The organism is Bacillus sp. N6 (assembly GCF_052805735.1).
This window is the reverse complement of sequence record NZ_CM127843.1, coordinates 183,922-197,649: the sequence shown is the minus strand read 5'-3', so window position 1 is coordinate 197,649 and position 13,728 is coordinate 183,922. Positions and strand designations below refer to the sequence as shown.

Sequence of the window (13,728 nt, the reverse complement as noted above, 5' to 3'; positions counted from 1 at the left end):
CTATGAGCATTGATGCTATTATATCGCCTGTCTTTCTATCTTTAAGAGTAGCTGCGTGTGCCACTATTCTCGTTACAATTTTAGGGACGATTGTCGGGCGAGCACTAGCTCGCTCCTCATGGCGATATAAAGTACTATTAGAAACCATATTTTTATTACCAATGGTACTTCCACCAACTGTTATCGGCTTCTTTCTCATTATCATTTTTGGAAACAACAGCCCGATCGGAAGGTGGGTTGAATCATTATTTCAGCAGTCTATTATGTTCACATCTACCGCTGCGATCATCGCTTCTACAGTTGTTGCATTTCCGCTTATGTACCAATCAGCGAAAACGGGATTTTCTATCGCAAATGTACAAATTGAAGAAAGTGCTCGTGACCTTGGCGCAAGTGAATATCAAGTTTTTCTGCACGTTACACTTCCGCTCGCATTTCCTGCATTACTAAGCGGGATGATTTTGAGCTTTGTCCGCGCGCTCGGTGAGTTTGGTGCTACACTCATGTTTGCCGGGAATATCCCTGGTAAAACACAGACAATCCCGACTGCAATTTACATGGCCATTGACGCAAGTAATATGCAACTCGCCTGGACACTTGTGGTTATCACTATTAGTATGTCACTCCTATTTCTGCTATGTATTCAGCTTATTAACAAAAGAATTACTAACCCTTAAAGCAGCTTTTTTGGAAGCTGCTTCTTTATTTCTTAGGAAATAAAATATACCACCGGGAAATAACTGAATTTTACCTCTTATTTAAATATACATTTTATTTGAATTCACTTTCTAAAATAGGCAATTTCCTGTTATTATATGGAGGTGTTTCAAAAAATGAAGAAATGAAAACGCATTTATATCGTGAATTCTTCATCCTGTTTTAGCGATCGGTAATCTTCTACTCTATTAGTGGGGCATTACCGATCGTTAGAACGATATGTAACTATATTGGTATAGCAAACCGAAGGGAGTCTTGTAATGGACATTTTATTAGCGCTTCTTCCTGCAATTGCATGGGGAAACATCTTATTAGTAAGCGTAAAAATGGGCGGTGGTGCATATAGCCAAACGGTAGGTATGACAATCGGTGCTCTATTCTTCGCAACAATTATGTATGTATTTACTCAACCAGCTTTAACAATGACAGTCTTAATTGTTGGGTTTATTTCAGGTTTATTCTGGGCTTTAGGACAAGTAAACCAATTAAAAACAGTTGAAAAACTAGGTGTTTCAACTACCGTAACAATTTCTACTGGTATGCAACTTGTTGCAACTTCTATCTTTGGGGTTATCGCTTTCCGTGAGTGGACTACTACTACAACGATTATTCTGGGAACGATTGCAATCCTATTAATCGTAGTTGGTGTTGTATTCACATCACTAGATGATAAAGAAAATGCTCAGCCACCAGGACAATTGAAAAAAGGACTTCTTACTTTAATTGTTTCTACTTTCGGCTATCTTGTATATGTAATTATTATTCGTTGGTATAATATCGATGGTTGGTCTGCTATTTTACCACAAGCAGTTGGTATGTTTGTTGGTGCGGTTGTACTGACATCTAAACATAAACCATTTAACAAATATGCAATCCGTAATGCTTTATCTGGTTTACTATGGGGAACTGGAAACTTATTCTTACTTCTTTCATTACCACGTGTTGGAGTAGCAACAAGCTTCCCATTATCTCAAACTGGAATCGTTATCTCAACATTCGGTGCGATTGTATTCTTAGGTGAAAAGAAAACAAAACGTCAATTGATCTTTATTGCACTAGGTAGTGTTTTAATTATCGGCGGCGCTGTATTACTTGGTATGACAAAAGCATAATCTTATATTCTATTAGTAAACCCCTGAAGCATATGTACTTCAGGGGTTTTTTAATTCTAATTATTTTCTAGATATAATTATTTGTATGTTCTTGCCCCTTATAATTGCTCTTCCACTCTAGCAAACCAGCTACACATATAAAGAGATTAATAATAGCTAATATTAGCATGACGTATAAACCAGTAGAAATATAAATTACAATGCTAACTACGTTATATAAAATCCATAAATGCCAGTTTTCTAATATTTTTCGACTTAACATAAATTGAGCCACTAGTCCCAATACGGCATTTAAAGCGTCTAAATATGGACTTGTTGAATCTAAATAACGGACTTGATAATAACCCCAACCAATCCAAGCAACTAAAATAAAACTTATATAAAAAGTCCACCCTTTCAAATCTAAACGAACTGTTGCTTTTACTTCTCCCTCCCCACTTTGTGCAATCCAATAATACCAACCATATACATTAAATATAAATTGAAAAGCGGCTAATACTGCCATTGCATATAAACCTTGTGTAATAAAAATGTATAGAAATACCGCAACAGTAATCATGCCAAATAAAAAGTTGGATACTTTTTCTCTCGCTAATAACCAAACATTAATGATTCCCATAATTGATGCGAAAATTTCAATATAACTCGATTGAATATACAATCCAACTAATACACAAATAATACTAGAAACAAGTAAAAAAAGTGGACTTCTAACCATATTTATCTCTCCCCAGATGTGTAATAAATTCCCTATCACCAGTATAAGGAATAGCCCTTTCCTTTACCATGAATTTCCTCCTTCTCATTATCCATTCCATCTACGGTAAGTCTTTTCTTTTTACAAAATTCTCTTAAAGATGATATCGTTTTTATAACATATCTCTACTAGAAAGGAATAAAGGATATGCCTAACAAACATCGAATTTTATTTATTGGTGCTGGTCGTATGGCAGAAGCTATATTTTCCGGATTACTTAAAACAAGCAAAGAATACATCGAAGAAATTATCATCTCTAACCGAAGCAACGTAGAAAAGTTAGAACAATTACAAAGGCGATATAATGTGTCTATTACAACGGATTGGAAGCAGCATATTACATCTGTCGATACGGTTGTTTTAGCAATGCCACCTTCTGCTCATGAAGAATTATTAGCTGAGCTATCTCCGTTAATATCAAATCAACTTGTCGTAACAGTAGCAGCTGGCATTGGACCATCTTATTTAGAAGCTAGACTCCCAAAAGGCACACCTGTTGCTTGGATTATGCCTAATACAGCTGCTGAAATTGGAAAGTCTATCTCCTTATATACAATAGGACAATCAGTAACCGAGATGCATCAAGAAACCCTGCAACTGCTTTTAAGAGGTATTGGTACTTCGCAACTTTGTACTGAGGAAGAAGTTCATCAGCTTACTGCAGTTACTGGAAGTGCACCAGCCTTCCTTTATTACTTTGCTGAAAGCTTAATTGAAGCAACAAAAAGTTATGGAGTCGATGAAGAAACCGCAAAACATCTTGTCATTCAAATGATTTCTGGCTCTGCTTCTATGCTCGAGCAAACGCAAAATCCAGCTAACCTCCGCGAACAAGTAACAACGCCAGGTGGTTCCACAGCTGAGGGTCTCAAAACTTTATACGAATATAATTTTTCAGAGGCAATTCAAAAAGCAGTAGAAGCAACAAACAAAAAAGCTAGGGGGAAATAATATGATTTTAACAAGTTTAAAAGATTATACAACATTACATAACGGTGTAAAAATGCCTTGGTTTGGTTTAGGTGTTTTTAAAGTAGAAGATGGTTCAGAAGTAATTGATTCTGTAAAAGCAGCAATTAAAAATGGCTACCGCAGCATCGATACTGCAGCAATCTATCAAAATGAAGAAGGCGTTGGACAAGCGATTCGTGAATCCGGTGTTTCACGTGAAGAATTATTTATTACCTCAAAAGTATGGAATAGCGATCAAGGATATGAAACTACACTTCAAGCATTTGAAACTACATTAGAGAAATTAGGTCTAGAATATTTAGATTTATATTTAGTACATTGGCCTGTAAAAGGGAAATATACTGAATCATGGAAAGCATTAGAAAAACTTTATAAAGATGGCCGTGTTCGCGCTATCGGTGTGAGTAATTTCCACATTCACCACTTACAAGACGTATTTGAAATTGCTGAAATTAAGCCAATGATCAACCAAGTGGAATATCACCCACGTTTAGCACAAGAAGAGCTACATGCATTCTGTAAAGAACATAATATCCAGCTTGAAGCTTGGTCACCATTAATGCAAGGACAACTACTAGATAATCCAACGTTACAAGAAATTGCGACAAAATATAATAAATCAACTGCGCAAATTATTTTACGCTGGGATTTACAAAACGAAGTTGTAACAATCCCTAAATCAATTAAAGAACATCGCATTATTGAAAATGCAAACATCTTCGACTTTGAATTAAGTGCTGATGATATGAAAGCAATTCAAGCTTTAAATGAAGATCGTCGCGTTGGTCCAGATCCAGATAACTTTAACTTCTAGTAGAAAAACCACTGCCATATGCAGTGGTTTTTTCGTTTAAGAAAACTGAAAATTTAAACTATATTTCATTTGGTTGACACTTCATTATTCAAGGTGTAAGATTTTGAATTATCAAAGAAACACAAAAATTAATAAAATTTATTCGTTTACTCATTGTATCAAGAGAGGTGGAGGGACTGGCCCTTTGAAACCTCGGCAGCAGGTTCATTTTGAATACTGTGCCACTTCCTGCAAGCTTTATGCTTGAAAGATAGAATGAGGGACTTCGTTTATATACGGGTGCATAACTTGTACGTAAAAATCCCTCTTTCTCAATATGAAAAGAGGGATTTTTTATTTTTCATTTCCCTCATCATCATCCAAACTTAATTATTTAGGAGGAAAATCAAATGAAAAAGAAGTTTGTACCCGGTATTGCATCAGTTGTAGGAGTAAGTATTTTATTAACTGGTTGCGGTAGTTATAAAAACGAAGCAAGCGGAGCAAATGCAAAAGACGAGGCACCTAGCAAACAGGTTTTAAATTTATCTTCACCTACTGAAATACGAACAATGGATACGGCCCGTGCTACAGATACTGATTCTGGTCAAGTAATGAGAAACGTATTTGAAGGTTTGTATAATCTTGGTGAAGGTAACAAACCTGTTCCTGGTGTTGCAAAATCTCATGAAGTAAGTGGCGATAAAACGAAATACACATTCCATTTGCGAGATTCAAAATGGTCAAACGGCACTCCTGTTACAGCGAAAGATTTTGTGTTCGCTTGGCAGAGAGCCGTAGATCCAGCAACAGCCTCTGAATATGCATTTCTATTCTTTGATATTAAAAATGCAACAAAAATTAACAACAAAGAACTTCCAGCCGACCAACTTGGTGTAAAAGCAGTTGATGACCATACGTTTGAGGTAGAATTGGAGCGTCCTGTTCCGTATTTTATTAGCTTAACAGCGTTCCCAACATTTCTACCAATTAACGAGGAATTCTTTAAAGCACAAGGTGATAAGTACGCTTTAGAAGATAATACAATCTTGTACAATGGAGCTTTTACACTAAGCGATTGGAAGCACGAACAAAGCTTTAAATTTAAGAAGAACCCTACTTATTGGGATAAAGATACTGTCAAACTAGAAGAAATCAATTTTAACGTCGTAAAAGAAAAATCAACAGAAGTAAATTTATTCGAGTCAAAACAATTAGATCGTATAAAACTAACATCTGACTTCGTTGATAAATATAAAAAAGATGCTAACTTTAAAGAACGTCCAAATGTAGGCGTACAATTTTTACGCATGAATCAACAAAACAAAGTACTTCAAAACGTTTCTGCACGCCAAGCAATCGATCAAACAATTGATAGAAAATCCTTTGTAAATACGTTATTAAATGATGGCTCTACACCAACATTTGGTCTCGTTCCAAAAAACTTTGCAAAAGGACCTGAAGGAAAAGACTTCCGTACTGCAAACGGCGATTTAACAAAAGTTGATACAAAATCTGCACAAGAATTATGGAAAAAAGCTAAACAAGAGCTTGGTTCTGAAAAGATAACATTAGAATTATTAACGAGTGATGCTGACCTTGATAAGAAAACTGGTGAATTCTTAAAAGGGCAACTAGAAAAGAATCTAGATGGATTAACAGTAAATATAAAACCGCAACCGCGTAAGCAACAAGTTTCGCTTTTATTAAAAGGTGACTACGAAATCGGAATTGACGGCTGGAGCCCTGACTTTGCGGATCCAATTACATTCCTTGAGCTATTTACAACGAATAACCCTTATAACTTAGATCATTACTCTAATAAGGAATTCGATGAAACAATAGCAAAAGTGAAAACAACTTTAGCTGGTGATGAAAAAGCTCGCTGGGAAGCATTACTAGAATCCGAGAAAATATTATTTAAAGACTCTGTTATCGCTCCTCTTTACCAAAAAGGCGAATCTTATTTAGAACGTTCTTATGTGAAAGGAATTGTGCAAGTAGACTTTGCGGGTCAATTAAACTTCAAGTGGGCAAAAATTGAAAAATAAAGTAAAACCGTAATAAGTGGGGGTTCTTCATCCCCACTTATTATTAGCCCACACCAATTGTTTTTTTAGCAAAATATATTAAAAGTAGGTTCTCTCACACAAGAGAATATACTTTTTTAATATATTATTCCAAGAAATTAACATTCTATTTTTATTATTGACATATAGTTCTTTCCAGTGTTAATATTCTAAATAATCAAAGAAACAAAATATTTCACCATCAAAATATAATGTCTACTAAGTTGAAACATATAACGATAGATTATAGCTCAACATGTATATACATATAGAACACCTGATTACCTATAAACAAATATTTATAATAGGTTCCATCTCCTTCTATAGCCACTTCAAGACATGGACATTATGACGTTACGAACAACACATTTAGGGAGGAACGAACAATGAAGAAAAAAGTTGTACCTGTTGTTGCATCTGTTTTAGGGGCAAGTCTATTACTAACTGCTTGCGGGGGAAATAAAGATAATGCAGGCGGAGCGAAAGCAAACGATAAAGTACCTGATAAACAAGCAATTAACTTATCATTCGCTTCAGAAATTCCAACAATGGATGTTGCAAAAGCAACGGATGGGGAATCCATGAATGTAATGCGCAATGTTTTTGAAGGCTTATATGCAATGGGAGAAGATAATAAACCGATTCCTGGTGTTGCTGAGTCGGTTGACATTAGTCCCGATAAAACAAAATATACATTCCATCTGCGTGATTCAAAATGGTCAAACGGTACTCCTGTTACAGCAAAGGACTTCGTCTTTGCTTGGCAACGTGCCGTAAATCCTGATACAGCAGCTGAATACGCATTCTTATTCTTCGATGTACAGAATGCGAAACAAATAAACCAAAAACAATTACCAATTGATCAACTAGGGGTCAAAGCTGTTAATGACAAAACGTTAGAAGTACAACTAGACCGTCCTGTTCCTTACTTCTTAAGCTTAACGACATTCTCAACATTCTTGCCAATTAATGAAGAGTACTTAAAGTCTCAGGGCGATAAATACGGTTTAGAAACAAATCATTTAATTTACAACGGTGCTTTCACATTAGATAACTGGAAACACGAACAAAGTTTCCAATTGAAGAAAAACCCTAACTATTGGGATGCTAAAACGGTAAAATTAGAAGAAATCAACTTCAATGTCGTTAAAGATAAGTCTACAGAAGTGAACTTATATGATTCAGGACAAATTGATCGCGTTGCTTTAACTGCAGAGTTTGTTGATAAATATAAGAGCGATCCAAACTTCAAGGAACGCGCTGAAGTCGGCATTCAATTCTTACGACTAAATCAGAAAAATGAAACATTAAAAAATCAACATGCACGCCTTGCTATTAACGGCGCAATGAATAAAAAGGCTTACGTAGAAACAATTTTAAATAACGGTGCTATTCCAGCTGAAGGAATGGTTCCTGCGAAATTTGCAAAGAGTCCAGAAGGCAATGACTTCCGTAAAGAAAATGGAAATCTAGTCAAGGATGATGTGAAAACAGCGAAAGAAAACTGGAAAAAAGCAAAACAAGAACTTGGTACTGACAAAGTAACAATCGAACTATTAACAAGTGACAATGCTTTAGCTAAAAAGACTGGTGAATATTTAAAAGGTGAATTAGAAAAAAACCTAGATGGATTAACAGTGAATTTAAAACCACAACCACGTAAACAACAGTTGAAACTACTATTAAGTGGTGACTATGAAATTGGTATTGACGGCTGGGGCCCTGACTTCGCTGATCCAATTACATTCTTAGATTTATTTACAACAGATAGTGCTTATAACTTCGATAAATACTCTAACAAAGAGTACGATGAGCTAATTCATAAAGTGAAAACAGATTTAGCTGGCAATGAAAAAGCACGCTTTGAAGCAATGAAGCAAGCTGAAAAAATTCTATTACAAGACGGCGCTGTCGCTCCTTTATACCAACAAGGTCGTTCTTACTTACAACGCTCTTTCATTAAAGGACTTGTAACGACTGACTTCGGCGGTGAATTTAACTACAAGTGGACAGAAGTTGCAAAATAACAAAAGTAAAAAGGTATCCTACAAAGGATACCTTTTTACTTTTATACAACTTTAACTACAGAGCTTCTTCTTCCCTTTATCATTCCTTTTATAGCTAAAGTCTTCACTGCTACTAATTGTGTAACCAATACAATAACTAATAATGAAATAATATTTCTCTCTAAACTAACTCCTCCGAATATTATTGTATAATAGCCATTTGCTGCATATGTTACTTGAAATGGTTTGATACGTTTTAGAAAGCATTTCAGTACCTCCCTCACAACTTCAATTTACCATATACATACAAATCATTTTTGATTTAAATTGCGGATTAATCCTTGAAGCTACAAGTCAAAATTTTATTTTCAACACATACATAATTACATGATTTTAGGAAAAACTTGTATAGAACAAATTTACATAAGGAGGAATTTATAATGAGAATTTTACTATCAGTTTTATTAGCTCTTATGCTAGTACCTGCATTAACAGGATGTAAAGCTCCTGCAAAGGAAGACACGACTTCTAATAAAAAGACTACAGAAGAGGCGAAGAATGAAGCCCCTGCTGATTTAAAACTAAATTTCAATGAATTCGATTTAAAGGCAGACTACCAAGATACTAAGAAAGACTACGAAGCAGACTATAAAAATGTAGCAGCTGATAAAAAAATGGAAGCAAAAATTGAAGATCATAAAGCAGATGTAAAATTAACAGGAGATGAGGCTATCACAAAATTAAGCCCACTTCTACAAGAATTAAAATTTGATAAAGATACTGCTGACCAAGAAGTAATCGATCAAGTAGTGAACGTGTTCAAACTTGATAAAGACTACCAAAAATTCGATTTAGAAGTTGTCTTCTCTGATGGAACGAAAAAAGAATATAAAAGAGAAATAAAATAAAGAAGTAGGCAATTGCCTACTTCTTTATTTTTTAATTTTTGCGTATCTTAGTTCTGGACTAGAACCGATAATGAACTGAACACCAGATACTGATGGTTTTTGTAAATATGAAGCACTTGGGAAAATAATTGGGATTAATGGTGAATCTGTAAACATAATATCTTCCGCTTTATGCAATAAGTCAAAACGCTTATCTTCGTTTTGTTCAACTTTTGCTTCTTTTACTAAAGCGTCAAATTCTTTATTATGCCATTTTGCATAGTTATTCGGACCATCACCTGCATATAAATCTAGTTTAGTAATTGGATCTAATAAAGAGCCGCCCCATCCCATATAAGCTAATTGGAAATCACTTTGCTTGTATGTGTCGATGTAACTCTTCCACTCTTTATTTTCTAATTTAATATCTACGCCAAGATTTTTCTTAAACATTTCTTGCATTGCTTCTGCTACTTTTTTATGTTGTGTATCTGTAGTGAATTTTAATGTTACTTCAGGTAATGTAGACCACCCTTGTTCTTTCATACCTTCTTCTAATAATTTTTTCGCTTCTGATGGATCAAATTTAACGTAACCACCTTTTTCTTTACGGAAATCACGCCCACTTTGTGTTTTTGCTCCTTCTGGAACGAATGCATATGCTTCTTGCGCATTATTTTTATACAATTTTTCAACGATAAATTTACGATCAACCGCTAATGAAAATGCTTTACGTACCTTCGCATTTGTAAACGGCTCTTTTTCTACGTTAAACGAATAAATATAAGATGAGAATCCTGCAACACGCTTATATTCTTTATTTCCTTTTTCTTTTTCAATCATCTCTTGTGGTAAACCACTTAGTAAATCTAATTCTTTTGATTTAAATAATTGATACGCTGTTTTAGAGTCTGGAATAATACGAAACTCAATTTCTTTTAGAGTTACCTTTTTATCGTAGTATTCTTTATTTTTTTGTACTGTAATAGCCTGGTTATGCTTCCACTCTTTTAACGTGAATGGTCCATTCGTAATTAACTCTTTTGGATCTGTTTTTAATTTATTATTATCATCAATCGACTTTTTAGCTAATGGAATAAATAATGAGCTTGCTAATTTTTGTTTAATAGAAGCAACTGGATGTTCAAGAGTTACCTTTAATGTTTGAGGATCAACGACTTGAATACCAACTTGTCCCTCTTCACCTTTTCCAGTATTATATGCCTCTGCCCCTTTAATGAAATACATTTCTGTCGCATTCATAGAACCCGTTTTCGGATTTAATAATCGCTTCCATGCAAATTCAAAATCATTTGCCGTAATAGGAGAACCATCTGACCATTTAATATCTTTCTTCAAATGGATTGTATATTCAGTTCCATCAGCATTTACTTCTTCTTTCTCTGCTAATTCATTTTGATATTTCCCATCACTATCTTGCGTATATAAACTTGAAAACAACTGCCCAATTATATAACCTGACGTGCTATCTGTTGCAATAGCAGAATCAAGTGTATATGGATCACTACTAATATTCGTTACTAATCGATCTCCTTCTCCCTTACCGGCACTCGCCTTTTGCGTCTCTTTCTTACCGCAAGCGACTGAAGTAATCGCTAAAACAGTCATAATGACAAACAGTAAAAACTTCTTCATCCTACATTCTCCTTTAACCTGAAATTTTTGGTGTTGATGCTAATAATGTTTTTGTATAAGAATGTTGTGGATTACGGAACACTTCGTCCGTATTTCCAAATTCAACAAGTTCTCCTTTATATAAGACAGCCACTTTTTCACATAAATAGTGAACCATCGGCAAATCATGCGCGATAAATAAATATGTATAGCCTTGCTCCTTTTGAATCTTTTGCAGCAGATGTACAATTTGAATTTGCAATGAAACGTCTAATGCCGAAATTGGTTCATCAAGAATTAATACTTCTGGCTCACATAATAGCGCTCTTGCAATAGCGATACGTTGACGTTGTCCTCCGCTAAATTCATGCGGATATCGATCAATATATCTTCTATCTAATCCAACACGCTCTAGCGCATCACCTGCTACTTTATCCTTCAACCCTTTATCACCTAAACCGAATGAAATATAACCTTCCGTTACGCTATCGCGTACTTTCCAGCGCGGATTTAATGCAGCTGTAGAATCTTGAAAAATGAACTGTACTTTCTGTAAAAACTCTCGCTTATGAGCCGACTTCAGCTTGTGAACGACTTGACCGTTATAATCAATTTCACCAGACGTTGGACTCTCAATCCCTGCTATGAGCTTTCCAAGTGTTGTTTTTCCTGAACCACTTTCACCAATAATGCCAAGTGTTGTTCCTTTCGGGATAGAAAGTGATATGTCTTTTAACGCTGTGATTTCTTTACTTTTACTTCCGTACGTTTTCATTACTTGCTTTACAGTAATTAAATCTGTCGTCATGAGGCATTCACCTTCTCTTTTGATTTCGCTTTATTATGCTCTAGAACATGCTGCCAACAATGTGAACTATGCTCCTTAGAATATGTTGTTCTCTCTGGGAAACGATGAATACATTCTTTTATCGCTACTGGACAACGATTTACAAAAGGACAACCAAAGCTATTTAATGTTTCAATGGAAGGTGTCGTTCCTTCTATAGCACGTAATACCTTTTCGGAATCATCCATATTCGGAATTGCTTGTAATAAACTTTTCGTATATGGATGTTTAGGAGAACCTATTACCTCCTGTATCGTTCCTTTTTCAACGACACGTCCCCCATACATAACAACTACTCGATCAGCTACTTCACGTACAAGTGCCAAATCATGTGTAATTAATAAAATACTCGTATTTTGTTTTTCTTTTCTTTCTTTTAATAGCCCCATAATTTGTTTCTGAATCGTTACATCTAACGCTGTTGTCGGCTCGTCTGCAATTACAAGCTTTGGATGACAAGCAAACGCAATTGCTAAACAAATACGCTGCCTCATACCTCCGCTTAATTGATGTGGGTACTGTTCAAAGCGTTTCTCTGCTTCATGTATCCCTAAATCTGTTAACAAGTTAATCGCAATTTCCTTTGCTTCTCTTTTCGATTTTTTCTCATGTTGCAAAACTACTTCTGTAATTTGTTTGCCTACCTTCATCGTTGGGTTTAAAGATGAAAGCGGATCTTGAAATATAAAGGAAATATCTTTTCCGCGAATTTGATTCCATTCTGACTCTTGTAAATTCGTTAATTCCTTTGCTTGGAAAGCTATATTTCCATCATCGATATGAATTGATTCTTGATTCAAGCCGATAATGGATTGTGCTGTGACACTTTTTCCTGAACCACTTTCTCCTACAAGTGCAACTATTTCACCTTCGTTAATAGAAAAGGAAACATGTTTCACAATCGCTTGCTTACTATTCTCTTTTTCAACGGCTAACGTTACGTTTTCTAAAGATAAGATTTGTGCCATGTTTTTTCTCCTTTCGATTCTGTTTTACGATTTTTGGATCAATTGCATCTTGTAAACCATCACCAATTGCATTAAATGCGAACATAATGAGAGCAATCATGATTGCTGGGAAGAATAGCTGCCACCATTCCCCACTCAATAATGTCCCAAGTGCATCATTCGTCATCGTCCCCCAGCTTGCTGCCGGTGATTGCACTCCTAGTCCGATAAAGCTTAAAAATGATTCTGAGAAAATAGCTGCTGGAATTGTAAATGATAAATTTACGATAATAATGCCTGTTAAGTTCGGAATTAAATGCCCATATATAATTTTCATATGTGATGTACCTAATCGCTCCGCTGCAATAACAAACTCTCTTTGTTTTAAAGATAAAACTTGCGCCCTAACGAGACGTGCCATACCAATCCATCCTGTTAATGCAAGGGCGATGATAATGGTAAAAAGACCTGGTTTCATAACAATTAATAATAAAATAACAATCAATAAATACGGGATACCGTATAACACTTCGATTCCTCGTATAATCCACTCATCAATTAATGTCCCAAAGCGATTGCGCCCTCTCACATATCCACTAAATCCTCCAATTAGCACACCAAGTCCTATATCAAGAGCAGCTGCCACTAATCCAACTGTTAATGAAATTTTTCCGCCAGCCCAAGTACGTGCCCATATATCTCTTCCCAAATCATCTGTTCCGAACCAATGCTCACTACTAGGTGGTAAGTTTGTGGCCTCTTTTACTTGTTCACTCGCAGTAAATGGCGTTAAACTTTCACCAACAAGCGAGAAAACAATAATGAGTAATAACGTCACTGATCCTAAAACTGCGATTGGATTCGATACAAACTTACGAAACACTTCTTTCTTTCGGCTAATCTTTTGCTGATCTTTATTTATCGTTAATTCTTTTTTCTCTTCATTTGTTAATATCTGGTCATTAATTTCATAAGCTCCCATCTAA

12 protein-coding genes, 1 pseudogene and 1 riboswitch are annotated in these 13,728 nt (G+C 35.3%); of the genes and pseudogenes, 7 read left to right on the top strand and 6 right to left on the bottom strand.

Features of this window, described 5'->3' with window-relative positions; translation table 11 throughout:
* The first annotated feature begins 2 nt into the window (after nucleotides 1-2).
* Nucleotides 3-677, top strand: a complete 675-nt coding sequence (modB, locus tag ACUXVC_RS01125) for a molybdate ABC transporter permease subunit (RefSeq protein WP_002152004.1) — start codon at nucleotides 3-5, stop codon at nucleotides 675-677.
* 300 nt (nucleotides 678-977) lie between these two features.
* Entirely contained in the window at nucleotides 978-1,829 is an 852-nt protein-coding gene (locus ACUXVC_RS01120; protein ID WP_000353546.1) for a GRP family sugar transporter, read from the top strand.
* 67 nt (nucleotides 1,830-1,896) lie between these two features.
* On the opposite strand, the gene pnuC is transcribed toward ACUXVC_RS01120, so the two are convergent.
* Nucleotides 1,897-2,547: a nicotinamide riboside transporter PnuC gene (gene pnuC / locus ACUXVC_RS01115; protein ID WP_053565424.1), complete on the bottom strand. Its 651-nt coding sequence runs from the start codon at nucleotides 2,545-2,547 to the stop codon at nucleotides 1,897-1,899.
* 186 nt (nucleotides 2,548-2,733) lie between these two features.
* Here pnuC and proC point away from each other — a divergent pair, with 186 nt between their 5' ends.
* From proC to ACUXVC_RS01095, 4 genes are all read left to right on the top strand, one after another.
* Nucleotides 2,734-3,537 carry a pyrroline-5-carboxylate reductase gene (gene proC / locus ACUXVC_RS01110; protein WP_063546217.1) on the top strand — a complete coding sequence of 268 codons (804 nt, stop codon included), beginning with the start codon at nucleotides 2,734-2,736 and terminating at the stop codon, nucleotides 3,535-3,537.
* A gap of 1 nt (nucleotide 3,538) precedes the next feature.
* Nucleotides 3,539-4,372, top strand: coding sequence for an aldo/keto reductase (locus ACUXVC_RS01105; protein ID WP_446025903.1), 834 nt, complete (start codon nucleotides 3,539-3,541; stop codon nucleotides 4,370-4,372).
* Between the two features lie 152 nt (nucleotides 4,373-4,524).
* Nucleotides 4,525-4,629, top strand: a riboswitch (SAM riboswitch).
* Between the two features lie 132 nt (nucleotides 4,630-4,761).
* Nucleotides 4,762-6,402: a peptide ABC transporter substrate-binding protein gene (locus ACUXVC_RS01100; RefSeq protein ID WP_053565427.1), complete on the top strand. Its 1,641-nt coding sequence runs from the start codon at nucleotides 4,762-4,764 to the stop codon at nucleotides 6,400-6,402.
* A 404-nt stretch (nucleotides 6,403-6,806) separates the two neighbouring features.
* The gene (locus ACUXVC_RS01095) at nucleotides 6,807-8,447 is read left to right on the top strand and encodes a peptide ABC transporter substrate-binding protein (protein WP_144465770.1); all 1,641 of its coding nucleotides are present in this window, start codon (nucleotides 6,807-6,809) and stop codon (nucleotides 8,445-8,447) included.
* A gap of 41 nt (nucleotides 8,448-8,488) precedes the next feature.
* Here ACUXVC_RS01095 and ACUXVC_RS01090 read toward each other — a convergent pair.
* Nucleotides 8,489-8,693, bottom strand: a pseudogene (locus ACUXVC_RS01090) (hypothetical protein).
* A 173-nt stretch (nucleotides 8,694-8,866) separates the two neighbouring features.
* Here ACUXVC_RS01090 and ACUXVC_RS01085 point away from each other — a divergent pair.
* Complete coding sequence (locus ACUXVC_RS01085) at nucleotides 8,867-9,334, top strand: YusW family protein (protein WP_001221551.1); 468 nt, start codon at nucleotides 8,867-8,869, stop codon at nucleotides 9,332-9,334.
* Between the two features lie 24 nt (nucleotides 9,335-9,358).
* On the opposite strand, the gene ACUXVC_RS01080 is transcribed toward ACUXVC_RS01085, so the two are convergent.
* From ACUXVC_RS01080 to ACUXVC_RS01065, 4 genes are read right to left on the bottom strand one after another with little or no spacing between them, the layout of a single operon-like run.
* Complete coding sequence (locus tag ACUXVC_RS01080; RefSeq protein ID WP_144465771.1) at nucleotides 9,359-10,969, bottom strand: peptide ABC transporter substrate-binding protein; 1,611 nt, start codon at nucleotides 10,967-10,969, stop codon at nucleotides 9,359-9,361.
* A gap of 13 nt (nucleotides 10,970-10,982) precedes the next feature.
* Complete coding sequence (locus ACUXVC_RS01075; RefSeq protein ID WP_016083990.1) at nucleotides 10,983-11,756, bottom strand: ABC transporter ATP-binding protein; 774 nt, start codon at nucleotides 11,754-11,756, stop codon at nucleotides 10,983-10,985.
* The gene (locus ACUXVC_RS01070; RefSeq protein ID WP_000057270.1) at nucleotides 11,753-12,763 is read right to left on the bottom strand and encodes an ABC transporter ATP-binding protein; all 1,011 of its coding nucleotides are present in this window, start codon (nucleotides 12,761-12,763) and stop codon (nucleotides 11,753-11,755) included. The genes ACUXVC_RS01075 and ACUXVC_RS01070 overlap by 4 nt, the downstream gene beginning before the upstream one ends.
* Nucleotides 12,720-13,724 (bottom strand): ABC transporter permease, encoded by a 1,005-nt coding sequence (locus tag ACUXVC_RS01065; protein WP_095689898.1) that lies wholly within the window; start codon nucleotides 13,722-13,724, stop codon nucleotides 12,720-12,722. The genes ACUXVC_RS01070 and ACUXVC_RS01065 overlap by 44 nt, the downstream gene beginning before the upstream one ends.
* Between the last annotated feature and the right edge of the window lie 4 nt (nucleotides 13,725-13,728).

What these genes read in the sequence shown, in the direction of transcription:
- modB (WP_002152004.1), top strand. Translation starts at nt 3, where the DNA reads ATGAGCATTGATGCTATTATATCGCCTGTCTTTCTATCTTTAAGAGTA.
- ACUXVC_RS01120 (WP_000353546.1), top strand. Translation starts at nt 978, where the DNA reads ATGGACATTTTATTAGCGCTTCTTCCTGCAATTGCATGGGGAAACATC.
- pnuC (WP_053565424.1), bottom strand. Translation starts at nt 2,547, where the DNA reads ATGGTTAGAAGTCCACTTTTTTTACTTGTTTCTAGTATTATTTGTGTA.
- proC (WP_063546217.1), top strand. Translation starts at nt 2,734, where the DNA reads ATGCCTAACAAACATCGAATTTTATTTATTGGTGCTGGTCGTATGGCA.
- ACUXVC_RS01105 (WP_446025903.1), top strand. Translation starts at nt 3,539, where the DNA reads ATGATTTTAACAAGTTTAAAAGATTATACAACATTACATAACGGTGTA.
- ACUXVC_RS01100 (WP_053565427.1), top strand. Translation starts at nt 4,762, where the DNA reads ATGAAAAAGAAGTTTGTACCCGGTATTGCATCAGTTGTAGGAGTAAGT.
- ACUXVC_RS01095 (WP_144465770.1), top strand. Translation starts at nt 6,807, where the DNA reads ATGAAGAAAAAAGTTGTACCTGTTGTTGCATCTGTTTTAGGGGCAAGT.
- ACUXVC_RS01085 (WP_001221551.1), top strand. Translation starts at nt 8,867, where the DNA reads ATGAGAATTTTACTATCAGTTTTATTAGCTCTTATGCTAGTACCTGCA.
- ACUXVC_RS01080 (WP_144465771.1), bottom strand. Translation starts at nt 10,969, where the DNA reads ATGAAGAAGTTTTTACTGTTTGTCATTATGACTGTTTTAGCGATTACT.
- ACUXVC_RS01075 (WP_016083990.1), bottom strand. Translation starts at nt 11,756, where the DNA reads ATGACGACAGATTTAATTACTGTAAAGCAAGTAATGAAAACGTACGGA.
- ACUXVC_RS01070 (WP_000057270.1), bottom strand. Translation starts at nt 12,763, where the DNA reads ATGGCACAAATCTTATCTTTAGAAAACGTAACGTTAGCCGTTGAAAAA.
- ACUXVC_RS01065 (WP_095689898.1), bottom strand. Translation starts at nt 13,724, where the DNA reads ATGGGAGCTTATGAAATTAATGACCAGATATTAACAAATGAAGAGAAA.